This window comes from Streptomyces sp. MspMP-M5 (assembly GCF_000373585.1).
Taxonomy (GTDB): Bacteria; Actinomycetota; Actinomycetes; order Streptomycetales; family Streptomycetaceae; genus Streptomyces.
Genome location: NZ_KB891884.1, coordinates 38748 through 61520 on the forward strand (window position 1 = coordinate 38748; position 22773 = coordinate 61520).

Consider the following 22773-nt stretch of genomic DNA (forward strand, 5'->3'; position numbering starts at 1 on the left):
ATTCCTCAGGCCCCGGAATTCCGGGGCCTGAGGCATGTGTCGGCACTGTGCCGTCAGCTCACAGGTGCACGCTGGCCCCGCCGTCGTCGTCGACACGCAGCTGCTGCTTGTTGGAGCTGCCCGACGACGAACCACTGCCGGTGGAACCGGAGTTGTTGGATCCGCTGTTACTCGTCGGGGTTCCGCTGGAGCTGGGACTCCCGTTGATCCCCACGTTCTGGGCGTTCTTGATGTTGCCGCTGTTGACCGGGCCGTTGATGCAGTAGCGCGCCCGGCCCTCGCACTCGAACGTGGCGATGAATTTGTTGAAGGTGTCTCCGTTCGCATTGAACGGACCGTCCCCCCAAGCCGAGGCCATGGCCGGCGTTACGCCGTTACCGACCAGGAGCAGGCCGAAAAGGCCCGCGATCGCCATCTTCTTGGGACTCAATCTCTTCACAGTGTGGTCCTGCCCCTCGCGGTTGGTAAACCCGCAGTCTTGCTACCGGCAGTCCTCACATCGACCAAGCCTGAAGGGCGGCCGGTCTTCCGCGTTCACTCTGACCGACCACCCGGATTCACCGTGACGGACCCTTCGCCTTCCTCAGTCCTCCACACGCAGAATCTGCCCGGGAAAAATATGGTCGGGTCCTTCGGGAAGGCGGGCCTTGTTGAGGGCGTAAAGGGCCTCCGCGCCACCGGGGGTGTGCATCTGGCGGGCGATGGCGGCGAGGTGGTCGCCGAGGCGGACGACATAGGTGCCAGCCCGGGCCGTGAGCGAGGGGGACGTGGGACGGGCGTGCAGGCCACGGTCACCGGACGAGCCGGACAGGCGGCCGCAGTTGGGCCAGGGCGACAGGCCGCGGTCCTGGACGATCCGCTCGCCGATGGCGATCTGCTCGTCACGGGTGGCCAGGTCGGCACGCGGCGCGTAGCGCTCGCCGCCGTAGGCGCGCCAGGTGGCCGGCGAGATCTGTAGGCCGCCGTGGTAACCGTTGCCGGTGTTGATGTGCCAGTCGCCGCTGCTCTCACAGGCGGCGATCTGGTCCCAGTCGGTGCCCGACGCCGACGGTGGTGAAGGGTCGGCCGCCGCGGGGCCCGCGGCGGCCATCACAAGGGAGAGCAGTCCCAGCAGCGCGGACGGAATCGGTCCGGCGGTGCGTCCGGCGAGTGGCGACGGCATGGCACTTCCTCCTGCATGCTCCAGCGGCGTCGCGACATCGTGCGCGCCACGACTGAGGGGCAGGCACCAGGTAACCCGCAGCCGTGGCACACGGCAGGTCCAGGTGAGCCATGCGGATGGTTTTTCACCCGCGCGGATCCCCGACGGGAGGAATGCGCGGATGTTGCGACGTCAATTTTGGCTGGTTGACGGGTGTTTCCCGCTGCACGGGGACACCCCACGGCGTACATAGAAAGTGACAGGCGACGCCCGGCCAATGCCTACCTGCGGACGATCCCTCCGCCCGAAGCGGACGCGAGACTGGTCCGGTCGACCGACACCGCATCGGCGGCCTCGGCTGCTTCGACGACAAGGGGTGGGAATTCATGAAGGGCATTGCCGGCGGCATTCTGCTGGCGATCGTGGGCGTCATCCTGTGGCTCACCACCAAGGAAGTTGAGACGCCGGTCGTCTCGCTGCACAAGATCGGGCTGGTCCTGGCGATCGTCGGCGGCGCGGAGGCGCTCTTCGCCGTACTGAGCCTGGGGAAGAAGACCACGAAATAGCGGCCCGGGCCCCGCACCGCTCGCCCCCTGCATGCCAAAGCGCCGCCCGTTCGGACGGCTTCGGCCTGACGGAACGCGACAACGTCGCGCTGCTACCGCCTGTGCGCCACACAGCGGCGGGCCCGCGTGGCCCGGCGTGCAGCGGTGTGTGCCCCGTCCCGACGACATGGTCGCCGACCCGTCGAACGCGAACGACCCTCTTCCAACGCTGTTTCACGTGAAACCAGCGGATGCCCGCAGAGTGCCCTGCGGTTCCTGCGGTGGCCTCTCGTGCCCGGCGGCGGGGTCTCGCCCTGCTCGACGTCGGACGCTGCGTCACCTCAAAGTCTGTGGATACTGCTCGGGTACTGCTCCGGATCGTGTGGTGCTCCGAACCCGGCTCCGGTGTCAGGTCGGCCGGTCGCTCTCATGCTTGGCGTCATCATGCTCGTCGGCGTGGTGCTCATGCAGCGTGGTGCTTGCTGCTGGCGTGCCCGTTGTCGTGGTGCGGCCGCTGTGCGGTGGCGGGCCGGGTGGTGTGCCGTGCGGTCGGCGCATGCGTGCGCGGATCCGGCTCAGGCGGCACGGGCGGTGGTGCGCTCGCGGCGGCGGGCCGCCGGAATGGTCGGCTGGACCGGGGCGGTGCCGAAGTACGCCTCGGCGCCGGAGGCGACGCCGGCGAGCGACTGGCCACGGTTGCCGCGGTTGATGCGTGCGGTCGGGGAGGCGCCGTGCGCCTCGGCCCGGATGCGCTGCTTGATGGTCGGCGGCAGGGTCGGGAGCGGGACACTGCGACGGACGGAGCCGTCCTCGCCGTAGCGGGGAGCGGTGCGCGCGGCGGGTACGAAGGGCTTGGCCGTCCTCGCGGCGGGTGGCAGTGGCCCCGGATCATGTTCGGGTTCGGCGCCGCTCGCCGCGTCGGGGCCGTCGGTGCCCGGGGCGGTGCTGCCCAGGGTCCGCTCGTAGATCGCGGCCTCCCGGCGGGCCGCGGAGGCGGCGGGGGAGACACCCAGTGACGCCAGCAGCTTGCCGAGTACGGCCAGGCAAACCGCCCAGAACTGCATGACCTTGTTCGCAGCCATGATTCCTCGCTTTCGGTCGGGACCCCTCAGCGGGATCCACGCGTCCCTTCTGTTGCGTTTTCTTATGATGAGTACGCAATGGGAGGAATCGCGGACCGACGCCGCTGGAACGGCGTTCTTCTGATGAACACCACTCATGTGCAGTAACCGGACGCGGAAAGGCGCAGGCCGCAGCGGGATCGGGACGGCCGGGGCCGCGCGGTTGCGGGGGCGTCGGAGCGGGGTCTGCGGATGCGCGCACCGGATCGCCGGGGTATGCCGGTCATCGGGAGGCGGGGGCGGGCCGGGCTGCCGTCCTGCGCGTGCGGCGCGCCCTCAGGCCGGTGTCGGTGTTCCGGTCCGGGCCATCTCCGCCATCGTGCGGACCGCGTCGGGTTCGGGGGTCGCGGGCGGGAGGATCAGCAGGTCCCAGCGGCCGACGCCGGCGGAGACCAGGCAGAGGGTGTCCGGGCCGGGGCGGTTGGTGGTGCGGCGCAGCCGGACGACATGGCCGGCGACGAGGATGTGGCCGGGCAGCGCGGGCCAGCCGGAGCCGTTCACCGTGGCATGGGTGATCCGCGGCCAGTCGAAGGGCAACGCGGCGAGGAGGTCGGGGAGTTCGGCGACGAGGTCGGTGGAGTGCGGCCACCACGCCCCGTCCAGCCGCCGGGTCACCTCGCCGTGCGGGGCGATGGCCAGGCGGGCGACCGGTGGCGGTGCGGGATGCCGTGCGGGGCGGGGGTGCGGGGAGCGGTCCTCGGGGGCGGTGGTCATACGGCGCTCCTGACGCGACGGGCGGCGGGGGTCACCGGCGGTCGTCCGGCTCCCGGGAAGATGGCGGGCCCGTCGTGTGCGGCCCCGGGGCGGCGCCGTGCGGGTGTCTGTGCAGCCGCCGCTGGAACGACTCCTTCAGGTGCGTGTAGCGGTGCGGGGAGGGGCGCCCGACCGTCTGGTCGTTGACCCGGATGAGGAACAGCACGCCCAGCAAGATCAGGGCCAGCAGCACGAGCACGGACAAGAAGGTCTGCATGGCGCTCACCCGCATACCCCCGGGCCGTCCCTGACCGGGGCACCCCGGGCATCGTCGGAAACACATCGCTTTACGGTGGTTTTTCCACCGTACTCCGGGCGCAGGCGGCATATCGCGCCAAAGGTGGCCATGACGGCAGGGGGTGGCATCCGCACGCCTTCTACAGGGCTGTAGATTTTACTTACGCATGACCAAACGCATGCCTGAAGCATGCCCAGGGCCCGCCCTCCGCATGCTCGCCGCACGACCAGCCGAGGAGATTCACATGGCGTTGTGGGACCGGATCAAGGACTCCGCGCAGACGATGCAGAGCCAGCTCGTCGCCAGGAAGAACGACCTCAAGAGCGGTGCCTTCCGCGATGCGAGCATGGCGATGTGCGCGCTGGTAGCCGCCGCGGACGGCGTCGTCGACCCGTCGGAGCGGCGGCGGGTGGCGCAGCTGATCGCCACCAACGAGGTGCTCCAGAACTTCCCGGCGGACGACCTCCGGCTCCGTTTCGAGGGCTGCCTGGACAAGCTCGCCGCCGACTTCGACTTCGGCAAGGTCGCGCTCATGCAGGAGATCGGGAAGGTCAAGAAGAAGCCGGTGGAGGCGCGGGCGGTGCTGCAGATCGGCATCGTCATCGGCGGCGCGGACGGCGACTTCGACCCGACCGAGCGTGCCGTGGTGCGCGAGGTGTGCTTCGCGCTGGGGATCTCCCCCGCCGAGTTCGATCTCTGAACGCGCGGCTGCGGGCGGGGGTTTCACGTGAAACCCCCGCCCGCACCACGTCAGACGTTGACGCCGAAGTCCGCCGCGATGCCCGCCAGCCCCGAGGCGTACCCCTGGCCCACGGCGCGGAACTTCCACTCGCCGTTGTGACGGTAGAGCTCGCCGAAGACCATCGCGGTCTCGGTCGAGGCGTCCTCGGTCAGGTCGTAGCGGGCCAGTTCGGCGCCGCCTTCCTGGTTGACGACGCGGATGTAGGCGTTGCGCACCTGGCCGAAGTTCTGGCCGCGGCTGTGCGCCTCGTGGATGGAGACCGGGAAGACGATCTTCGTGATCTCCGCCGGGACGCCGTTCAGGGCGATGTTGATGGTCTCGTCGTCGCCCTCGCCCTCGCCGGTCAGGTTGTCGCCGGTGTGCTGCACGGAACCGTCGGGGCTGGTGAGGTTGTTGTAGAAGACGAAGTGCCGGTCCGAGGCGACCTTGCCGGCGTCGGTGCACAGCAGGGCACTGGCGTCGAGGTCGTAGTCGGCACCGGTGGTCGTCCGTACGTCCCAGCCGAGACCGACCGATACCGCGGACAGGCCGGGTGCCTCCTTCGTCAGCGAGACGTTGCCGCCTTTGGCCAGTGAGACTCCCATGGCTTCCCTCCAGATGATTGGCCGGGCCGGTTGCCATTGCCGGTCCCCGGCGGTGAACCAGGACCTGGCAGAAAAACTACAGGAGTGTAGAAGTAAGCCGGCGGAATGCGGCGCAGGCGGGCGCACTCCGTGCAGCGACCCCGGGAAGCGCCGGCCGCCGCCGTAAAATGCCTCGGCGTCCCGGCCCGCGGGGCGCCCGGTGCGACGGGAGGCGACGACATGGGCGCAACACCCTTCGGCAAGGCCCTCGGCGGCAACGGGCGGGACCGGGCCCGGCGCGGCCAGGGCCAGCTGGAGGCGCAGGTGCTGGCCGCGCTGCACCACGCGCCCGGCCCGGCCACCGCGGCCTGGGTGCAGGAGCGGCTCGGCGGCGACCTCGCCTACACCACCGTGATGACGATCCTGTCCCGTCTGCACGCCAAGGGGGCGGTCACCCGCGAACGCGCCGGCCGGGCCTACGCCTGGACGCCGGCGGCCGACGAGGCCGGGCTCGCCGCGCTGCGGATGCGCCGCGTCCTGGACGGCGAACCGGACCGGGACGCCGTGCTGACCAGCTTCGTCTCGGCCCTCTCGGCCCACGACGAGGAGGTGCTGCGCAGCCTCCTGGCCCGCGCCGAGGACGACGGCAGAGCCCCGGGCGCCGACCCCGGGGCGGGCCGCTCGGACGCCTCGGACGAAGCACGCGGAGGGTGACCGGTGGGCGTCTTCGTCTTCCTGCCGCTCGTCCTGCCGCTGACCGCGCTGCCGATCGCCCGGCTCGCGGAGCAGCACCTCCACCCCCGGGTCACCACCCGGCTGCTGACCGTGCTGGCCGTGGTCCTCGGCGTGTGCAGCACGCTCTGCCTGGGGCTGCTGGTGGTCGTCGGGACCGCCCAACTACCCGGAAATCCGCTGCCGGACGGCTGGTCGGACCCGGAGGTGCGGGCCGCGGTGCCGTACGCCGAGGTGGCCGGGGTCGCAGCGATCTTCGCGCTGTCCGCCGCGCTCGTGGTGTGCGGTGTCGCGCTGCGCCGGGACCACCGGATCCGGGAGCGGGCGCACCGCGCGCTGGAGGTGCTGCCGGCCGGCGCCGACCCGGTGGTGCTGCCGGACGACGAACCGTACGCCTACGCCGTGCCGGGCACCGGTGCGCGGCCGGGGCGGCCGGCCCGGCCCGGGCGGATCGCGGTGTCCCGGGGGATGCTGCGCAGCCTGGACGACGACGAGCGGCGCGCCCTGTTCGCCCATGAGCGGGCGCATCTGCAGGCCGGTCACCACCGCTATCTGCTGGCCGTGCGGCTGGCCGGGTGCGTCAACCCGCTGCTGCTGCCGCTGCGTTCCGCGGTCGCCTTCAGCGCCGAGCGCTGGGCGGACGAGGAGGCGGCGGGGGCGGTCGGCGACCGGCGGCTGACCGCCCGCGCGGTGGGGAAGGCCGCGCTGATCTCGCGGCCGGCGCCGTACCCGGTGGTGGCGCAGTTCGCGTCGCCCGAACCGGGGCCGGTGCCGCGGCGGGTGGCGGCGCTGCTCGGGCCGGTGCCGTCGGCGCGCACCTGGCCGCCGGCGCTGACCCCGGCGGGGCTGGCCGCGCTGGTCGCGGCGGCGGGCACCGCGGCCTCCGCGCTCTCCTCGCTGAACGCGGCGGTAGCTCTGTTCCTCGTTCTGAAGGCGGCGACGCCCTGGTGAGGGCACACTGACCCCGGACTCTCCAGTGCGCCACGCGACGGATATCTTTTTGTGACCCGGAGCACAGCAACGAACTTCTACAGCGTTGTAGAAGTTATCGGTAGGGTTGCGCCCGACAGGCGCAACGGGCGCTGCCGGAGGGGGAGATGGCGACGAGGTGCGGACCCCTGACCTGGGACAGCCCGCCTCCTGAGGCGGAGGTGCGATGGGTCTACCAACCGGTCGAGGTCCAATATCCCGACGGCGCCTGGGCATTGGGCCGGATCAGCGCCTGGTGGACGGACGACGAGGGCGAACAGTGGTGCCTGCTGCGCACCTTGCCCGGCGGCGGTCGCCCGCAGTGGCTGCGCTACGACCCGGAGTCCGTACGGCTGCTGCCCACCGAGGGCATCTGACTCTCCGCGGCGGTCCGCCGCGCCGCGGCCCCCGGCCGGCACCGCCGCCCGCCGGCGCCGTGCGCTCCCCCGTACCCCCACACCTCTCACCGCAGCAAGACCGACTCCAGAAGGACCAGAAGGGCCATCGGCGTGCATGACAGGACGACGCACAGGCAGGGGGCCCGACGGGGCGACCGGGGCGGACGGGCTCCGGTGGCGGACGGCGAGCGTGCCGCGGGCGGCCGTGCCGAGCGGCGGCGGGCCGGCGGTTCCGGCAAAGCCGGGAAGGCCCGGATGACCCGGCGCGGCCGGATCGTGGCCTGGACCGGCGGGGTGGTCGGCGTGCTCCTGCTGGGCACGACCGGTGCCGGTGTGTGGGTGTACCAGCACCTGAACGGCAACATCCACGGCGCCGACCTGGGCAGCACGCTGGGCGGCGACCGGCCGGTCAACCTCAGCCCCGGCTCGAAGAACATCCTGGTCGTCGGCTCCGACAGCCGAGCGGGCACCGGCGGGAAGTACGGCAGCGGGCTGACCACCATGCAGTCGGACACGCTGATGGTGCTGCACATCTCCGCCGACCACAAGTGGGCCACCGCGGTGTCCTTCCCGCGCGACTCCTGGGTGGCGATCCCGGCGTGCGACAAGGGCAACGGCGCGCAGTCCGCACCGCACCACTTCAAGATCAACGAGGCGTTCAGCATCGGCGGGCTCAGCGGCAACGTCGGCAACGCGGCGGCGTGCAGCATCAAGACCATCGAGAAGAACACCGGACTGCGTATCGACCACTTCGTCTCGGTCGACTTCCAGGGCTTCAAGGGCATGGTCAACGCGCTGGGCGGCATCGAGGTCTGCCCCAAGCACGCCATCCACGACAAGAAGGCCCACCTCGACATGGACGCCGGCTGCCAGAACGTCACCGACGAGAAGGCGCTCGGCTACGTCCGCACCCGCTACAGCGTCGGCGACGGCTCCGACCTCGGCCGGATCGGCCGCCAGCAGGAGTTCATGAAGGCGCTCGCGACCAAGGCCCAGTCCAAGCTGACCAGCCCGACCGCCCTCTACGGCTTCCTGGACTCGGCCACCAAGTCCCTCAGCACGGACAAGGACCTGGCCGACCTCAAGCAGCTGTACGACCTCGCGTCGACGGTCAAGGACATCCCCTCGGACCACCTCACCTTCCTCACCGTCCCGACCTATCCGCGCGAGGCCGACGTCCCCACCGACAAGGCCAACGTGATCTGGCAGTACCCGCAGGCGAGCGAGCTGTTCAGCGACCTCGCCCACGACCGGGAGATCGGCGCCGAGGGGAAGAAGAAGTTCGCGGAGGCGGAGAAGAACCCGGTGACCGCGCACTCGGTCCGGGTGCGGGTGCTCAACGGCGCCGGCACTCCCGGCCTCGCCGCGGAAGGCGCCCGGAAGCTGCGCGGGCTCGGCTTCACCGTCCTCTCCACCGCCAACGGCACGTCCACCGGCAACACCACCATCAGCTACCCGCCCGGTCTGAAGACCCAGGCGGAGGTGCTCGCCGCGCGGCTGCCCGGCACCAAGGCGGAGGAGTCGGCGCAGGCGGCACCGGGCGCGGTGACGCTCACGCTCGGGCCGGACTTCTCGGCGAAGGACAGCTGACGAGGCTGCGCCCGGGCGGGCCGGTGCCGTCCGCCCGGGCGCCGCGCCGCCGGCCCGTCAGGCGTGCAGCCGCTCGACGGGGCGGGCGGTGTGCACCTCGATGTCGTGTGCGGCGCGGCTGAGCAGCTGGTGGCTGAGGTCCGCCAGCGCCCGCGCCACCGCCAACTCGTCCCCGATGGCGGGGACGTTCTCGTCCGCCGGATTGCACCGGGCGGACCCCTCGCCGACGATCTGCCCGCCCTCCTTGCCCCGCAGCCGGGCCTCGGCCCGCACCTCGCTGCCGGACTCGACGATGCTGATCTCGGTGTTCCACACCTTCGCGTTGCCACGCATACCCGTGCCGCTCACCGGAAGCCTCCTCCTGCCGCAGCGGATCACTCCCCACCTCTCAGCGTCGCACCGGCGCCCGGGGGCCGCACCCGGAGGCGGTCCCCGGGCGGGAAGCGGGGGTTAGCCCCATGGCCGGGCGGGCCGCGGGCTGCCTAAGGTCGGGCAGTGGGCCCGGAGCGGGCGGCCGGCGGGCCGTGGCACGGGCTCTGCCAGGGGCGACGGGCATCCGCCCGGAGCCGTGAACGGACCGGATTCCGGGGGGATTTCATGCACAGGCACGTCCGCTTCACCGGGGCGGTGGCACTGGCCGCGGCCGGGATACTGACGCTCGGCGCGTGCGGGCTGGTGGTCGGCGAGACCTTCTCCGACGACGCCACGGTGTCGCAGAAGATCACGTCGGTGCGGGTGGACACGACCGACGGCGGCGTGACGGTGCACGGCGGCAAGGGCGGCAGCACGGTCGGCGTGCACCGCAAGGTCACCTACCGGGGCGACCGGCCGCAGGGACCGACGCACCGCGTCGAGGGCGGGACCCTAGTGCTCGGCGGCTGCGGCGACGGCTGCTCGGTGACGTACACGGTGGACCTGCCCGGTACGGTCCCGGTGACCGGCGAGACCTCCAACGGCGCGCTGAGCCTGTCCAAGGTGGCCTCGGCGCGGGTGACCACCAGCAACGGCGCGATCGACCTGGACGGGGTGTCCGGCGCGGTGGACGTCCACAGCACCGACGGCGCGATCACCGGGCGGGGCCTCGCGGGCGACGGCATCAAGGCCGAGACCTCCAACGGCGAGATCGAGCTCACCGCGACCAGGGCGCAGGACGTCCGCGCGGAGTCGTCCAACGGAGCGGTCACGGTCACCGTGCCGGACGCCCGCTACCAGGTCTCCGCCCGGACCGACAACGGCGGCAAGCAGATCGGGGTCCGCAACGATCCGGCGGGCCGCTACCGGCTGGAGCTGACCACCAGCAACGGGGCGATCCACGTGGCGACGGCCGGCGGCTGAGCCCGGCCGGGCGCCGCCCGAACAGCGCCCGGTCGGGGGGGAACCACCACGTCGGAAAGCCGCCGGACCTCGGGGACGGCGGCTGCTGGACTGAGGGCACCGCAACGGTCGCCTCTCAGGACGGACGGCATGACGACCATCGACAGCACCGCGCCCACCCCCTCCGGACCCCGGCCGGACATGACGACCCGCCAGGGCTCCGGGCCCGCGACACTCCCGGCCCCGGCGGGCCGTTCGCCCCTCAAGAGCCGGCTCGCCGTGCTCGCCGTGACGCTGGGCATCTTCACCATCGTCACCAGCGAGATCCTGCCGATCGGCCTGCTGACGCGGATCGGGGGCGACTTCGGGGTCTCCGACGGCACCGCGGGGCTGATGATGACGCTCCCCGGCCTCCTCGCCGCGGGCGCCGCACCGACGGTGACCCTGGCCACCGCGCGGGTCGACCGGCGGCTGATGCTCTGCGCGTGCGTCGCCCTGCTGGCGCTGGCGAACCTCCTGGCCGCGGTCGCGCCGGCCTACTGGCTGGTGCTGCTGTCGCGGGTCCTGGTCGGGGTGGTGATCGGCGGTTTCTGGTCGATCGGGGTCGGGCTCGCCCAGCGGCTGGTGCCGGCGGAGTCGGCCGGCCGGGCCACCGCGGTGGTCTTCTCCGCGGTGCCGCTGGGCTCGGTGGTCGGGGTGCCCGCCGGGACCTTCCTCGGCGACCTGGCCGGCTGGCGTACGGCCTGTGCCGCGGTCGGCGCGCTGGCGGTGGCGGTGCTGGTGCTGACCGCCCTGGTGCTGCCGCCGCTGCCGGCGGTCCGCGCCACCCGCCCGGCGGTGCTGCGCGCGGTACTGCGCACAGTGCACACCCGCTTCGCGCTGCTGATGACGTTTCTGATCGTGCTGGCGCACTTCGGCGCGTACACCTATGTGACGCCGTTCCTGGAGCGGACCGCCCATGTCGCGTCGGCGGGGACGGTGACGGTGTTCCTGCTGGTCTACGGCGTCGCGGGGGTGGTGGGGAACTTCGCCGGCGGTGCCGTGGTGGCGCGGCGTCCGCGCACGGTCTTCGGGGCCGCGGCCGGGCTGCTGGCGCTCGCCACGCTGCTGCTGCCGGTCCTGGGCCGCGGGCCGGCCGGTGCGCTGGCGCTGCTGGTGGTCTGGGGCGTCGCGTACGGGGCGGTGCCGGTCGCCTCGCAGACCTGGTTCGCCAAGGCGGCACCGGGTGCGCCCGAGGCGGCGTCGGTGCTCTTCACCGCGTCGTTCCAGGCGACGCTGTCGCTCGGCGCGCTGGCCGGCGGGCTGGTGGTGGACCGGACCTCCCCCGCGGCGGTGATGACGCTGGGCGGGGCGACCGCGGTCCTGGTGGTCCTGGCCGCGTGGCTGCACTTCGCCAAACGGCTGGAGTGGCCGAGGGGTTGAGGGTCCCGGGCTCGAAGCGGGCGGGGAGGCGGAGGCGGTGTTTCACGTGAAACACCGCCCCACCGCGCGCTCTTCGCGCCGCTCAGTCCTCGCCCTCCAGCTCGCCCTCGGTCTCCAGGAACGCCTCCCGCAGCGCCGCCAGCGTCTCGGCGTCCGGCTTCTCCCACATGCCGCGGGACTCCGCCTCCAGGAGGCGTTCGGCGATGCCGTGCAGCGCCCAGGGGTTGGCCTCCTGGAGGAACGCGCGGTTCTCCGGGTCGAGGACATAGGTCTGGGCGAGCTTGTCGTACATCCAGTCGGCGACGACACCGGTCGTGGCGTCGTAACCGAACAAGTAGTCCACGGTGGCGGCGAGTTCAAAGGCGCCCTTGTAGCCGTGGCGGCGCATCGCCTCGATCCAGCGGGGGTTGACCACACGGGCCCGGAAGACCCGGGAGGTCTCCTCCACCAGCGTCCTGGTGCGGACGGTCTCGGGGCGGGTCGAGTCGCCGATGTACGCCTCGGGGGCCTTGCCCTTGAGCGCCTTGACGGTGGCGACCATGCCGCCGTGGTACTGGAAGTAGTCGTCGGAGTCGGCGATGTCGTGTTCGCGGGTGTCGGTGTTCTTGGCGGCCACCGCGATGCGCTGGTAGGCGGTCTCCATCTCCTCACGGGCCGGGCGGCCCTCCAGCCCGCGCCCGTAGGCGTAGCCGCCCCAGACGGTGTAGACCTCGGCGAGGTCGGCGTCGGTGCGCCAGTCGCGGGAGTCGATGAGCTGGAGCAGGCCCGCGCCGTACGTGCCGGGGCGGGAGCCGAAGATCCGGGTGGTGGCGCGGCGTTCGTCGCCGTGCGCGGCGAGGTCCGCCTGGGCGTGGGCCCGGACGAAGTTGCGGTCGGCCGGCTCGTCGAGACCGGCGGCGAGCCGGACCGCGTCGTCGAGCAGCCCGATGACGTGCGGGAACGCGTCGCGGAAGAAGCCGCTGATGCGCAGGGTGACATCGATGCGGGGGCGGCCCAGCTCGTCGAGCGAGATGGCCTCCAGGCCCGTCACCCGGCGCGAGGCGTCGTCCCACACGGGGCGGACGCCCAGCAGCGCCAGCGCCTCCGCGACGTCGTCGCCGGAGGTGCGCATCGCGCTGGTGCCCCACAGGGACAGGCCCACCGACTCCGGCCAGTCGCCGTTGTCGTCGCGGTAGCGGTCGAGCAGCGAGTCGGCGAGCGCCTGCCCGGTCTCCCAGGCGAGCCGCGACGGCACGGCCTTGGGGTCGACGGAGTAGAAGTTGCGGCCGGTCGGCAGGACGTTGACCAGGCCACGCAGCGGCGAGCCGGACGGGCCGGCCGGGACGAAGCCGCCGTTCAGGGCGTGCAGGGCGTGGTCGAGTTCGTCGGTGGTGGCGGCCAGCCGCGGGACGACCTGCCGGGCGGCGAAGTCGAGGATGTCGGCGACCGCCGCCGGGTGCCCCGCGGCGACCCGGGCCACCGCGGTGGGGTCCCAGTCCGCGTCCTCCATGGCCTGGACGAGGCCGCGGGCCACGGCCTCGGCGTCGTCGGCGGCGGTGCGGGTCGCGGCGGACTCGTCCAGGCCGAGCGCCTCCCGGAGTCCGGGCAGTGCGGCGGTGCCGCCCCAGATCTGCCGGGCGCGCAGGATGGCCAGGACGAGGTTGACCCGGGCCTCACCGGCCGGAGCGGCGCCCAGCACGTGCAGGCCGTCGCGGATCTGCGCGTCCTTGACCTCGCAGAGCCAGCCGTCGACGTGCAGCAGGAAGTCGTCGAAGCCGTCGTCGTCGGGGCGCTCCTCCAGGCCCAGGTCGTGGTCGAGCTTGGCGGCCTGGATGAGGGTCCAGATCTGCGCGCGGATGGCGGGCAGTTTGGCCGGGTCCATCGAGGAGATCGCGGCGTACTCGTCGAGCAGCTGCTCCAGGCGCGCGATGTCGCCGTAGGAGTCGGCGCGGGCCATCGGCGGGACGAGGTGGTCGACGAGGGTGGCGTGCACCCGGCGCTTGGCCTGGGTGCCCTCGCCCGGGTCGTTGACCAGGAACGGGTAGACGAGCGGGAGGTCGCCGAGCGCCGCGTCCGGGCCGCAGGCGGCGGAGAGTCCGGCGTTCTTGCCGGGCAGCCACTCCAGGTTGCCGTGCTTGCCGAGGTGGACCATGGCATCGGCGCCGAACCCGCCGTCGGCGGCGGGCGCGGCGATCCAGCGGTAGGCCGCCAAGTAGTGGTGGGACGGCGGCAGATCGGGGTCGTGGTAGATCGCGATCGGGTTCTCGCCGAAGCCGCGCGGCGGCTGGATGAGGATCAGCAGATTGCCGCGGCGCAGGGCGGCCAGCACGATGTCGCCCTCGGGGTTCCGGCTGCGGTCGACGAACATCTCGCCGGGCGGCGGGCCCCAGTGCGCCTCGACGGACTCGCGCAGTTCCTGCGGCAGCGTGGCGTACCAGCGGCGGTAGTCGGCGGCGGGGATGCGGACCGGGTTGCGGGCCAACTGCTCCTCGGTCAGCCATTCCTGGTCGTGGCCGCCGGCCTCGATGAGGGCGTAGATCAGCTCGTCGCCGTCGCCGGACGCGAGGCCGGGCACCGGCTCGTCGCCGAAGTCGTAGCCCTCGGCTTGGAGGCGGCGCAGCAGCTCGACGGCGCTGGCCGGGGTGTCCAGGCCGACCGCGTTGCCGATCCGGGAGTGCTTGGTGGGGTAGGCGGAGAGCACCAGCGCCAGCCGCTTCTCGGCGGCCGGGATGTGCCGGAGCCGGGCGTGCCGGACGGCGATCCCGGCGACCCGGGCGGCCCGCTCGGCGTCGGCGACGTAGACCGGGAGGCCGTCCGCGTCGATCTCCTTGAAGGAGAACGGCACGGTGATCAGCCGCCCGTCGAACTCCGGCACGGCGATCTGCGAGGCGGCGTCGAGCGGGGAGAGGCCCTCGTCGTTCTCCTCCCAGGCGGCGCGCGAACCGGTCAGGCAGAGCGCCTGGAGGATCGGCACGTCCAGGGCGGCCAGCGCCCCCGCGTCCCAGGACTCCTCGTCGCCGCCGGCGGACGCCTCGGCGGGCCTGGTGCCGCCCGCGGCGAGCACGGTGGTGACGATGGCGTCGGCCGCGCGCAGCTCCTCGATCAGCTCCGGCTCGGGGGACCGCAGCGAGGCGACGTACCGCGGCAGCGGGCGGCCACCGGCGCGCTCGATCTGGTCGCACAGGTCGTGGACGAAGCGGGTGTTGCCGCTCATGTGGTGGGCGCGGTAGTAGAGCACCGCCACCGTCGGGCCGGCCGCCTCCGTCGCGGCGCGCTCCAGCGGGCCCCAGGACGGCGCGGCCGCGGGCGGCTCGAAGCCGTGGCCGGTGAGCAGGACGGTGTCGCTGAGGAAGCGGGCCAGCTGGGAGAGGTTGGCCGGGCCGCCGTGTGCGAGGTAGGCGTGCGCCTCGGCGGCGGTGCCGACGGGGACCGTGGACGCCTCCATGAGCTGGGCGTCGGGGGCCTGTTCGCCGGTGAGCACGACGACCGGGCGGTGCTGGTCCGCGGCCAGCAGCACGTCCAGGCCGTCCTCCCAGGCGCGGAGGCCGCCGAGGAGGCGGACGACGACGAGGTCGGTGTCCTCCAGCAGTCCGGGGAGTTCGGCGACGTCGAGGCGGGCGGGGTTGGCGAGCCGGTACGGCACGGGGCCGGTGGCCGCTCGTGCGCTGAGCAGGTCGGTGTCGGAGGTCGACAGCAGCAGAATCACGGCGCAGCCCTTCCTCGGGGTGTCCACGCCCCGGGTGGTCGTATGGACGGCGGGAGTTCCTGGCTCACCCGGTGGTGGCCGGGTTCACAGTGGCGGGACCGCGCCGGATTCTCACCGGGCTTCCTCCCTTGGCGCCGTCGCTGGCGTCCGGCGGGTCAGCCGACTCGCCGACCTGCATAGTAAGGGCTGCCGCCGGGCCGCGGGAGCGGGCCTTGGCAGCTGCCCCGCACGACGCCTCGCCCCCCGTTCCGGGCACCGCCGACGTAGGTATGCTCGCCGCCATGCCGCCCACCCCCGCACCCCGCCCCGACCGGCCCGGACCGCCGGTACGGGACCGCGGTGACGCCTGCCCGGGAGCGCTGCGGCTGCACTCCGCCGCCGACGGCAGCCTGGCCCGAGTGCGGCTGCCCGCCGGGGACTTGACGGTGCGCCAGGCCCACGCGCTGGCGGACGCCGCGGACCGCCTCGGCGACGGCCGTCTCTCGCTCACCTCCCGCGGCAACGTCGAACTCCGCGGTCTGCCCGACGACTGCGGGCAGGATCTGACCGCTCTGCTCGCCGACGCCGGGCTGCTGCCGTCCGTCCGCCATGAGCGGATCCGCAATGTGCTGGCCTCGCCGCTGGCAGGGCTGGACCGGCACACCCCCTCCGACGTGCGGTTGTGGGCCCGGAGCCTGGACGCGCTGCTGTGCGCGAGCGAGCCGGCGAGGGCGCTCTCGGGCCGTTTCCTGTTCGTCCTGGACGACGGACGGGGCGATGTGGCGGGCCTGGGCGGCGATGTGACCTTGCTCGCAGAATCCGCCCGGCGGGCCCCGGCGGACACCGCGTATGCGCCGGGCGCCGCGTCCGGGTACGGGGCGCTGCTGCGGGTCGGCGACGAGCGGGCGGTGCTGCGGATCGCGGCGGACGACGTCCCGCGGGCGGCGCTGACGGCCGCCGAGGTCTTCCTGGCCGCCGCCGCGGAGCGCGGCAACGGTGCCTGGCGGGTCCGCGAACTGCCCGCCGCGCGGCCGCTGACCGCCCGGGAAGTGGCGCGCGCGCTGCGGGCCGCGGGCATCACCGCGGAGTACGCGGACCCCTCCGACCCGGGTCCGGTCGTGCCGTACGCCGATGCCACCGCCCCCGGCGCGGTCGAGGGGCCCGACGGCCGCCGCGCCATCGTGGTCCTGGCGCCGCTCGGCCGTCTGTCCGTGGCCCAGTGGCGGCTGCTGGCCGGGATCGCCGACGACGACGGCCACGGCGCGCTGCGCCTCACGCCCTGGCGCGGCATCGTCGTCCCCGGCCTGCCCACCGCCCTGGCCGCCCGGCGGCTGACCGACCTCGCCGCCGCCGGACTGGTCACCGACCCCGACTCCCCCTGGCGCCGGGTCACCGCCTGCACGGGCCTGCCCGGCTGCGCCAAGTCCCGCCGGGACGTGCGGAGCGATGCGGCCGCCGCGCTCTCCGCGGGCCGGCCCGTCCCGGCGGACGGCTCCGAAGTGCCCGTCGGGCTACCCGTCCACTGGTCGGGCTGCGAACGGCGCTGCGGCCATCCGCATGGCGCCTGGATCGATGCGCTGGCGACGGCCGAGGGCTACCGCACCACCGCCGTAGGCCCCAACTGCCCTCCACCACCGCCGGTTTCACGTGAAACACCCCGGGCCGGAACCGTTTCACGTGAAACGGCCGCACCGGCGCCGGTTTCACGTGAAACACCGCCCCCGCCCGGCGCTCCGCCGTCTGCCCCCGCTCCCTCTCCTTCCACCCCTCAACCCACCAACCCGAGGCCCCAGTGACCGCGTTCGACTACGAAAAGGACGGGGCGGCGATCTACCGCCAGTCCTTCGCCACCATCCGCGCCGAGGCGGACCTCTCCGGCCTGCCCGCCGACGTCAGCCGGGTCGCGGTCCGGATGATCCACGCCTGCGGCATGGTCGATCTCGTCCGCGACCTGGCCTTCACCCCGGGGGTGGTGGCGAGTGCCCGTGCCGCGCTGCGCGCCGGCGCACCGATCCTGTGCGACGCCACCATGGTGGCCAGCGGAGTGACCCGGAAGCGGCTGCCCGCCGACAACGAGGTGCTGTGCACTCTCGGCGATCCGTCCGTCCCGGAGCTGGCCGCGCGGATGGGCACCACCCGCAGCGCCGCCGCCCTCGAACTGTGGCGGGACCGCATGGAGGGCGCCGTGGTCGCCTTCGGCAATGCCCCCACCGCACTCTTCCGGTTCCTGGAAATGATCGAGGAAGGCGCGCCGCGGCCCGCCGCGGTCCTCGGTATCCCCGTCGGTTTCATAGGCGCGGCCGAGTCCAAGGACGCGCTGATCGACCACCGGTCGAAGCTGGACCACATCGTGGTGCGCGGGCGGCGCGGCGGCAGTGCCATGGCCGCCGCCGCGATCAACGCCCTGGCGAGCGAGGAAGAGTGAGCGTGAGCGAGCAGCAGGCCAGCAGCGGTGCGGCGGACCAGCCGGCCGCGCCCTCCCCGGAGCGGTCCACCGGCCGCCTCTACGGCGTCGGCCTCGGCCCCGGCGACCCGTCCCTGATGACCGTGCGGGCGGTGGAGATCATCGCCGGGGCGGATGTGGTGGCGTACCACAGCGCCCGGCACGGACGCTCCATCGCACGGTCCATCGCCGCCGGGCACATCCGCCCGGACCACATCGAGGAAGCCCTCGTCTACCCGGTCACCACCGAGTCGACCGACCACCCCGGCGGCTACCGCGGGGCTCTCGACGAGTTCTACGAGGCGGCGGCGGCGCGGCTGGCCGCCCATCTCGACGCCGGCCGCACCGTCGCGGTGATCTCCGAGGGCGATCCGTTCTTCTACGGCTCCTACCAGCACATGCACAAGCGGCTGGCGCACCGCTACCCGACCGAGGTCGTGCCCGGCGTCACTTCCGTCAGCGCCGCCGCGGCCCGCCTGGGCACCCCGCTCACCGAGGCCGACGAGGTGCTGACCGTCCTCCCCGGCACCCTGCCCGAGGAGGAGCTGACGGCGCGTCTGAGCGCCGCCGACTCCGCGGTCGTGATGAAGCTGGGGCGCACCTTCCCCAGCGTCCGCCGGGCCCTGGAGCGCTCCGGCCGGATGGCGGAGGCCCGCTATGTCGAGCGCGCCACCATGGCCGGGGAGCGCACCGGCGCGCTGGCCGACGTCGACGCCGACACCGTGCCGTACTTCTCCGTCGCCGTCGTGCCGAGCCGCATCGCCTCCGCCGCCGGGGAGCCGGAGCCGGCCGCCGACGAGCACGGTGAAGTGGTCGTGGTCGGCACCGGGCCGGCCGGTCCGCGCTGGCTCACCCCGGAGTCCCGCGGCGCGCTGGCCGCCGCCGACGACCTCGTCGGCTACACCACGTACCTGGACCGCGTCCCGGTGCGGCCGGGCCAGCGCCGGCACCCCTCGGACAACAAGGTCGAGTCCGAACGCGCCGAGTTCGCCCTGGAGTTGGCCCGCCGCGGCCGCCGGGTCGCGGTGGTCTCCGGCGGTGATCCCGGCATCTTCGCCATGGCCACCGCGGTCCTCGAAGTGGCGTCGGAGGAGCCCTACCGGGCCGTGCCGGTACGGGTCCTGCCGGGCGTCACGGCCGCCAACGCCGCCGCCGCCCGGGCCGGTGCGCCGCTGGGCCACGACTATGCGGTGATCTCGCTCTCCGACCGGCTCAAGCCCTGGGAGGTGATCGCCGAGCGGCTGCGCGCCGCGGCCTCCGCCGACCTGGCGCTGGCGCTCTACAACCCCGGTTCCCGCAGCCGCACCTGGCAGGTCGGCAAGGCCCGGGACGTCCTCCTGGAACACCGCGCACCGGACACCCCGGTCATGCTCGCCCGCGACATCGGCGGCCCCGAGGAGTCACTGCGCACCGTCCCGCTCATCGACCTCGATCCCGCCCAGGTCGACATGCGCACGATCCTGCTCGTCGGCTCGTCCCTGACCCGGCGGGTGCGGCGCGACGACGGAACGGAGACGGTCTGGACGCCGCGGAGGTACCCGGAACGCTGACGGCCCGTGCGGCGTCAGCCGAGGAGCGCCCGCACCCAGTCCACGGCCGCGCCCGGCTCGTCGGCCACCGGGACGCCCTCGGGGACCGGCGGCCGCTGGACGACCACCACGGGCACCCCGGCCTCCCGCGCGGCGGCCAGCTTGGGGGCGGTCGCCGCGGCGCCGCTGTCTTTGGTCACCAGGACGTCGATGCGGTGGCGGCGCAGCAGCTCCCGTTCGCCGTCGAGGGTGAACGGGCCGCGGTCCAGGACGGTGGTCATCCGGGGCGGGTGCGGGGGCTCGGGGGCGTCCACCGAGCGGACCAGGAACCACAGGTCCGTGAGATGGGCGAAGTGGGCCAGGCCCATCCGGCCGGTGGTGAGGAAGACCCGGCTGCCGAGCGCGGGCAGGGCCGTGGCGGCCGCGTCGAGCGAGGGAACCGGGTGCCAGACGTCACCGGGTCGTGCGACCCAGCCGGGCCGGCGGAGGGCCAGCAGGGGAACATGGGCGGTGGCGGCGGCCTGGGCCGCGTGGAAACTGATCGTCCCGGCGAAAGGATGGGTGGCGTCGATGAGCGCGTCCACCGCGTGCTCGCGCAGCCAGCGGGCGAGGCCCTCGGGGCCGCCGAACCCGCCGATGCGCACCTCCCCGGCGGGCAGCCGCGGCGCCGCCACCCGGCCGGCCAGCGAGGACGTCACCCGCACCCCGGGCTCCTCGGCCAGGGCCGCGGCCAGCCGTCGGGCCTCCGTGGTGCCGCCGAGGACCAGCAGATGGCGGACGGGGTCGTGGACGGGTGAAGACGGCATGAGCGGCGGGTTCCTCCGTGGGTGAAGCGCAACCGAAGGGTACGGGAGGGCGGAGCGCCCAGCTCGCGCACACCGGGCTGCGGCACGGGTGGACGACCGGCGCCTGCGCCACGGCGGCCGGCACGGCCGCGTACACGGCGCTCCTGAGCGGGGAGTTCCCGGACCCGGTGACGATCACGCTGCCGAAGGGGCAGACGCCGTCCTTCGCGCTCGCGGTGGAGGAACTGACCACCGCCGGGGCGGGACCGGCCACCGCCATGGCCGGGGTGGTGAAGGACGCCGGTGACGATCCCGATGTGACGCACGGGGCACTGGTGCGGGCCACGGTACGGGCGCTGCCGGCCGGGAGCGGAGTGATGTTCAGGGCGGGGCCCGGCGTGGGGACGGTCACCCGCCCCGGACTGCCGCTGGACGTCGGCGAACCGGCCATCAACCCCGTCCCCCGGCAGATGATCCGGGAGCATCTGACGCACGTCGCGCAGGCGCACAGGGGCGGCGGGGCGACCGCAGACGTCGAGATCGAGGTCTCGGTCGATCACGGCGAGGAGATCGCGCGCAGCACCTGGAATCCGCGCCTCGGCATCCTGGGCGGCCTGTCGATCCTGGGGACGACCGGGATCGTCGTGCCGTACTCCTGCTCCGCGTGGATCGACTCGATCCGGCGCGGGGTGGACGTGGCACGCGCCGCCGGCCGGCGGCATGTCGCGGGATGCACGGGCTCGACGTCGGAAAAGGTCGTCGTCGCGCTGCACCACCTGCCCGAAGACGCCCTGCTGGACATGGGGGACTTCGCGGGGGCGGTGCTCAAGTACATCCGCCGCCATCCCGTCGACCGGCTGACGATCTGCGGCGGTTTCGCCAAGCTGTCCAAACTGGCGGCCGGACACCTGGATCTGCACTCGGCACGGTCCCAGGTGGACAAGGGCTTCCTGGCCGAACTGGCCCGGCAGGGCGGCGCCGACGAGACGCTGGCGCAGGCGGTGGCCGAGGCGAACACCGGCCTCGCCGCACTCCAGTTGTGCGCGGCGGCCGGCGTTCCGCTCGGCGACCTGGTGGCGGTCACGGCCCGGGACGCATCCCTGGCCGTGCTGCGAGGAGCTCCGGTCGCGGTCGACGTCATCTGCATCGACCGGGCGGGACTGGTGGTGGGACGAGCAGAGCCACGGGGGCCGGCGAGCTAGGGCGCTTCTGACGGATCTCCGTGGAGGAAGGAGCGGCGTCTGGTGCGTGCTCTCGCAAGGCGCCGGGATGGCTTCATAGCGGAGCTATGGAGACATTTCGGCAACGCTGCGAGAGTGCGTGCCAGGCGCCGTGACGCCGCGGAGATCCGTCAGAAGCGCCCTAGGGCCTGTCGTCAGGCGCCCGCCTGGCGTTCGGCGCCCTGCACGCCCTTCGGACGGTCGACGGGAGGGCGACGACAGGCCCTGGCGCGACCGGCGTCGGATGTTTCACGTGAAACGCGCCCCGCCGAACAGCCGGGATCCGACGCCCTGCCGTGCCACCCGTCGTCACATCCGCGGCAGATACTCGCCGCGGTTCATCCCCTCCTCGCGCCCCATCTCGTCCTGGCGGCCCATGTCGTCGGCACGCCCCATGTCCTCGGCACCTTCGGCACGGTGGGCCCTCCGGTGCTCGGTGAGGCCCTCGCGCTCCATCGCCTCGCGACGCGCCTCCCTGCGGGCGCGTTCCATCCGGTCGCGCAGGCAGCTGTCGTCCCCGCCGGTCAGCGCGCCCAGCGCGCTGCCCAGGGCACAGGCGGCCATCTTGATGGGGCTGTCCTTCGAGCGGCGCGGGGTGTCCTTGCCGCTGGCGCTGGCGACGGTGCTGCCGGTGAGGGTCAGCACGGTCGCGGCGACCACCGCGGTGGCGGCCATTCTGGTACGCATCCTGGCGTGCTCCTTTGCGTCGGCCCCCCATGTGTGTCGCAGCTTCCTTACCGGCCTCCGGGATCAGAAAAACGGACTTTCACCCCGATGCGGTCATACAATTCAGCCGGACAGGCCCAGTGCACGCCGACATTGACGGCCTCTCAGGCACCGCCGTCGCACGGTGCGTGCGGCCGCTCGCGCTCCGGCGAGTAGAGGTGGCTGTCGCGGAACTGCTCGGCGCCCAGCGTGCGGCCGACCATGATCACCGCGGTCCGCACCACGCCCGCGGCCTTCACCTGAGCGGCGATGTCACCGAGCGTGCCACGCAGGACGAGTTCGTCGGGACGGGAGGCCATCGCCACGACCGCGGCCGGGCAGTCGGCGCCGTAGTGCGGCAGCAGTTCGTCCACGATCCGGTCCACGTACATCGCGGCGAGGTGCAGCACCAGCAGCGCGCCACTGCGGCCCAGGGTGGCCAGATCCTCACCGTCAGGCATCGGCGTCGCGCGCTGCGCGACACGGGTGAGGATGACCGTCTGCCCGACGGTGGGCACCGTCAGTTCGCGCTTGAGGGCGGCCGCCGCCGCGGCGAACGCGGGCACACCGGGCACGACCTCGTACGGCACCCCCGCCGCGTCCAGACGGCGCATCTGCTCGGCCACCGCGCTGAAGACGGACGGGTCGCCGGAGTGCAGCCGGGCGACGTCCTGGCCCTCGTCGTGGGCCCGGACCAGCTCCGCCGTGATCGCGTCCAGGTCCAGCTGCGCGGTGTCGACCAGCCGGGCCCCCGGCGGGCACTCGGCGAGCAGTTCACGCGGCACCAAGCTGCCCGCATAGAGGCACACCCCGCAGGCGGCGAGGGTGCGGGCGCCGCGCAGGGTGATCAGGTCGGCGGCGCCGGGGCCCGCGCCGATGAAGTAGACGGTCATGGCTGT

Annotated in this window: 23 protein-coding genes and 1 riboswitch; of the genes, 12 read left to right on the forward strand and 11 right to left on the reverse strand. The window is 73.4% G+C overall.

The window, feature by feature from the left end:
• Window positions 1–58: 58 nt before the first annotated feature.
• Together B073_RS0112570 and B073_RS0112575 are read right to left on the reverse strand one after the other, a co-directional pair.
• Entirely contained in the window at window positions 59–439 is a 381-nt protein-coding gene (locus B073_RS0112570; protein WP_234025067.1) for a hypothetical protein, read from the reverse strand.
• Window positions 440–583: 144 nt separating this feature from the next.
• Window positions 584–1162: a transglycosylase family protein gene (locus tag B073_RS0112575; RefSeq protein ID WP_018538450.1), complete on the reverse strand. Its 579-nt coding sequence runs from the start codon at window positions 1160–1162 to the stop codon at window positions 584–586.
• 365 nt (window positions 1163–1527) lie between these two features.
• Here B073_RS0112575 and B073_RS0112580 point away from each other — a divergent pair, with 365 nt between their 5' ends.
• Window positions 1528–1707, forward strand: coding sequence for a DUF5708 family protein (locus tag B073_RS0112580; RefSeq protein WP_018538451.1), 180 nt, complete (start codon window positions 1528–1530; stop codon window positions 1705–1707).
• A gap of 554 nt (window positions 1708–2261) precedes the next feature.
• Here B073_RS0112580 and B073_RS0112585 read toward each other — a convergent pair.
• The 3 genes from B073_RS0112585 to B073_RS0112595 form a co-directional block, all read right to left on the reverse strand.
• Window positions 2262–2768 (reverse strand): DUF6344 domain-containing protein, encoded by a 507-nt coding sequence (locus B073_RS0112585; RefSeq protein ID WP_018538452.1) that lies wholly within the window; start codon window positions 2766–2768, stop codon window positions 2262–2264.
• Window positions 2769–3083: 315 nt separating this feature from the next.
• The gene (locus tag B073_RS0112590) at window positions 3084–3521 is read right to left on the reverse strand and encodes a DUF5994 family protein (protein WP_018538453.1); all 438 of its coding nucleotides are present in this window, start codon (window positions 3519–3521) and stop codon (window positions 3084–3086) included.
• A gap of 31 nt (window positions 3522–3552) precedes the next feature.
• Window positions 3553–3777 carry a hypothetical protein gene (locus tag B073_RS0112595; protein ID WP_234025068.1) on the reverse strand — a complete coding sequence of 75 codons (225 nt, stop codon included), beginning with the start codon at window positions 3775–3777 and terminating at the stop codon, window positions 3553–3555.
• A gap of 265 nt (window positions 3778–4042) precedes the next feature.
• On the opposite strand from B073_RS0112595, the gene B073_RS0112600 reads away from it, so the two are divergent.
• Window positions 4043–4498, forward strand: a complete 456-nt coding sequence (locus tag B073_RS0112600; protein WP_018538455.1) for a tellurite resistance TerB family protein — start codon at window positions 4043–4045, stop codon at window positions 4496–4498.
• A gap of 50 nt (window positions 4499–4548) precedes the next feature.
• Here the strand turns inward: B073_RS0112600 and B073_RS0112605 are convergent, their stop codons facing one another.
• The gene (locus tag B073_RS0112605) at window positions 4549–5124 is read right to left on the reverse strand and encodes a TerD family protein (RefSeq protein WP_018538456.1); all 576 of its coding nucleotides are present in this window, start codon (window positions 5122–5124) and stop codon (window positions 4549–4551) included.
• A 219-nt stretch (window positions 5125–5343) separates the two neighbouring features.
• Between B073_RS0112605 and B073_RS39910 the strand changes: the two genes are divergently transcribed.
• The 4 genes from B073_RS39910 to B073_RS0112625 all read left to right on the forward strand — a co-directional run bounded on the left by B073_RS39910 (window position 5344) and on the right by B073_RS0112625 (window position 8792).
• Window positions 5344–5817 (forward strand): BlaI/MecI/CopY family transcriptional regulator, encoded by a 474-nt coding sequence (locus B073_RS39910; RefSeq protein ID WP_018538457.1) that lies wholly within the window; start codon window positions 5344–5346, stop codon window positions 5815–5817.
• A 3-nt stretch (window positions 5818–5820) separates the two neighbouring features.
• A complete protein-coding gene (locus tag B073_RS0112615) occupies window positions 5821–6786 on the forward strand; it encodes a M56 family metallopeptidase (RefSeq protein ID WP_018538458.1) in 966 nt (321 codons plus the stop codon).
• 146 nt (window positions 6787–6932) lie between these two features.
• On the forward strand, window positions 6933–7181 hold the full coding sequence (locus B073_RS0112620) for a hypothetical protein (protein WP_202487723.1): 249 nt from the start codon (window positions 6933–6935) through the stop codon (window positions 7179–7181).
• 276 nt (window positions 7182–7457) lie between these two features.
• Complete coding sequence (locus tag B073_RS0112625; protein WP_051093996.1) at window positions 7458–8792, forward strand: LCP family protein; 1335 nt, start codon at window positions 7458–7460, stop codon at window positions 8790–8792.
• A 57-nt stretch (window positions 8793–8849) separates the two neighbouring features.
• Here B073_RS0112625 and B073_RS0112630 read toward each other — a convergent pair whose 3' ends face one another.
• On the reverse strand, window positions 8850–9125 hold the full coding sequence (locus B073_RS0112630; protein WP_018538461.1) for a DUF1876 domain-containing protein: 276 nt from the start codon (window positions 9123–9125) through the stop codon (window positions 8850–8852).
• A 264-nt stretch (window positions 9126–9389) separates the two neighbouring features.
• On the opposite strand from B073_RS0112630, the gene B073_RS0112635 reads away from it, so the two are divergent.
• A complete protein-coding gene (locus B073_RS0112635) occupies window positions 9390–10127 on the forward strand; it encodes a DUF4097 family beta strand repeat-containing protein (protein WP_018538462.1) in 738 nt (245 codons plus the stop codon).
• 129 nt (window positions 10128–10256) lie between these two features.
• Window positions 10257–11528, forward strand: a complete 1272-nt coding sequence (locus tag B073_RS0112640; protein ID WP_018538463.1) for an MFS transporter — start codon at window positions 10257–10259, stop codon at window positions 11526–11528.
• Window positions 11529–11610: 82 nt separating this feature from the next.
• Here the strand turns inward: B073_RS0112640 and cobN are convergent, their stop codons facing one another.
• Complete coding sequence (gene cobN, locus B073_RS0112645; RefSeq protein WP_018538464.1) at window positions 11611–15213, reverse strand: cobaltochelatase subunit CobN; 3603 nt, start codon at window positions 15211–15213, stop codon at window positions 11611–11613.
• 32 nt (window positions 15214–15245) lie between these two features.
• Window positions 15246–15398, reverse strand: a riboswitch (cobalamin riboswitch).
• A gap of 84 nt (window positions 15399–15482) precedes the next feature.
• Between cobN and cobG the strand changes: the two genes are divergently transcribed.
• Genes cobG through B073_RS0112660 form a run of 3 tightly spaced genes read left to right on the forward strand, consistent with a single transcriptional unit; the run spans window position 15483 to window position 19185 of the window.
• Window positions 15483–16988, forward strand: coding sequence for a precorrin-3B synthase (gene cobG, locus B073_RS39915; RefSeq protein WP_018538465.1), 1506 nt, complete (start codon window positions 15483–15485; stop codon window positions 16986–16988).
• Window positions 16985–17617: a precorrin-8X methylmutase gene (locus tag B073_RS0112655; protein WP_018538466.1), complete on the forward strand. Its 633-nt coding sequence runs from the start codon at window positions 16985–16987 to the stop codon at window positions 17615–17617. The genes cobG and B073_RS0112655 overlap by 4 nt, the downstream gene beginning before the upstream one ends.
• A 2-nt stretch (window positions 17618–17619) precedes the next feature.
• Entirely contained in the window at window positions 17620–19185 is a 1566-nt protein-coding gene (locus B073_RS0112660; RefSeq protein ID WP_078508000.1) for a precorrin-2 C(20)-methyltransferase, read from the forward strand.
• A 14-nt stretch (window positions 19186–19199) separates the two neighbouring features.
• On the opposite strand, the gene B073_RS0112665 is transcribed toward B073_RS0112660, so the two are convergent.
• Window positions 19200–19970: a cobalt-precorrin-6A reductase gene (locus B073_RS0112665; protein ID WP_018538468.1), complete on the reverse strand. Its 771-nt coding sequence runs from the start codon at window positions 19968–19970 to the stop codon at window positions 19200–19202.
• 17 nt (window positions 19971–19987) lie between these two features.
• On the opposite strand from B073_RS0112665, the gene B073_RS0112670 reads away from it, so the two are divergent.
• On the forward strand, window positions 19988–21151 hold the full coding sequence (locus B073_RS0112670) for a cobalt-precorrin-5B (C(1))-methyltransferase (RefSeq protein ID WP_018538469.1): 1164 nt from the start codon (window positions 19988–19990) through the stop codon (window positions 21149–21151).
• Window positions 21152–21478: 327 nt separating this feature from the next.
• On the opposite strand, the gene B073_RS0112675 is transcribed toward B073_RS0112670, so the two are convergent.
• Together B073_RS0112675 and cobM are read right to left on the reverse strand one after the other, a co-directional pair.
• The gene (locus B073_RS0112675) at window positions 21479–21856 is read right to left on the reverse strand and encodes a hypothetical protein (RefSeq protein ID WP_234025069.1); all 378 of its coding nucleotides are present in this window, start codon (window positions 21854–21856) and stop codon (window positions 21479–21481) included.
• Window positions 21857–21999: 143 nt separating this feature from the next.
• The gene (cobM, locus tag B073_RS0112680) at window positions 22000–22767 is read right to left on the reverse strand and encodes a precorrin-4 C(11)-methyltransferase (protein WP_018538471.1); all 768 of its coding nucleotides are present in this window, start codon (window positions 22765–22767) and stop codon (window positions 22000–22002) included.
• Window positions 22768–22773: the final 6 nt, after the last annotated feature.

Bases quoted from the DNA above. Each gene is read 5' to 3' on its own strand.
- B073_RS0112635 (WP_018538462.1), top strand. From the start codon at position 9,390: ATGCACAGGCACGTCCGCTTCACCGGGGCGGTGGCACTGGCCGCGGCC.
- cobM (WP_018538471.1), bottom strand. From the start codon at position 22,767: ATGACCGTCTACTTCATCGGCGCGGGCCCCGGCGCCGCCGACCTGATC.
- B073_RS0112605 (WP_018538456.1), bottom strand. From the start codon at position 5,124: ATGGGAGTCTCACTGGCCAAAGGCGGCAACGTCTCGCTGACGAAGGAG.
- B073_RS0112675 (WP_234025069.1), bottom strand. From the start codon at position 21,856: ATGCGTACCAGAATGGCCGCCACCGCGGTGGTCGCCGCGACCGTGCTG.
- B073_RS0112580 (WP_018538451.1), top strand. From the start codon at position 1,528: ATGAAGGGCATTGCCGGCGGCATTCTGCTGGCGATCGTGGGCGTCATC.
- B073_RS0112620 (WP_202487723.1), top strand. From the start codon at position 6,933: ATGGCGACGAGGTGCGGACCCCTGACCTGGGACAGCCCGCCTCCTGAG.
- B073_RS0112590 (WP_018538453.1), bottom strand. From the start codon at position 3,521: ATGACCACCGCCCCCGAGGACCGCTCCCCGCACCCCCGCCCCGCACGG.
- B073_RS0112585 (WP_018538452.1), bottom strand. From the start codon at position 2,768: ATGGCTGCGAACAAGGTCATGCAGTTCTGGGCGGTTTGCCTGGCCGTA.
- B073_RS0112595 (WP_234025068.1), bottom strand. From the start codon at position 3,777: ATGCAGACCTTCTTGTCCGTGCTCGTGCTGCTGGCCCTGATCTTGCTG.
- B073_RS0112640 (WP_018538463.1), top strand. From the start codon at position 10,257: ATGACGACCATCGACAGCACCGCGCCCACCCCCTCCGGACCCCGGCCG.
- cobG (WP_018538465.1), top strand. From the start codon at position 15,483: ATGCTCGCCGCCATGCCGCCCACCCCCGCACCCCGCCCCGACCGGCCC.
- B073_RS0112630 (WP_018538461.1), bottom strand. From the start codon at position 9,125: ATGCGTGGCAACGCGAAGGTGTGGAACACCGAGATCAGCATCGTCGAG.
- B073_RS0112665 (WP_018538468.1), bottom strand. From the start codon at position 19,970: ATGCCGTCTTCACCCGTCCACGACCCCGTCCGCCATCTGCTGGTCCTC.
- B073_RS0112625 (WP_051093996.1), top strand. From the start codon at position 7,458: ATGACCCGGCGCGGCCGGATCGTGGCCTGGACCGGCGGGGTGGTCGGC.
- B073_RS0112575 (WP_018538450.1), bottom strand. From the start codon at position 1,162: ATGCCGTCGCCACTCGCCGGACGCACCGCCGGACCGATTCCGTCCGCG.
- B073_RS0112600 (WP_018538455.1), top strand. From the start codon at position 4,043: ATGGCGTTGTGGGACCGGATCAAGGACTCCGCGCAGACGATGCAGAGC.
- B073_RS39910 (WP_018538457.1), top strand. From the start codon at position 5,344: ATGGGCGCAACACCCTTCGGCAAGGCCCTCGGCGGCAACGGGCGGGAC.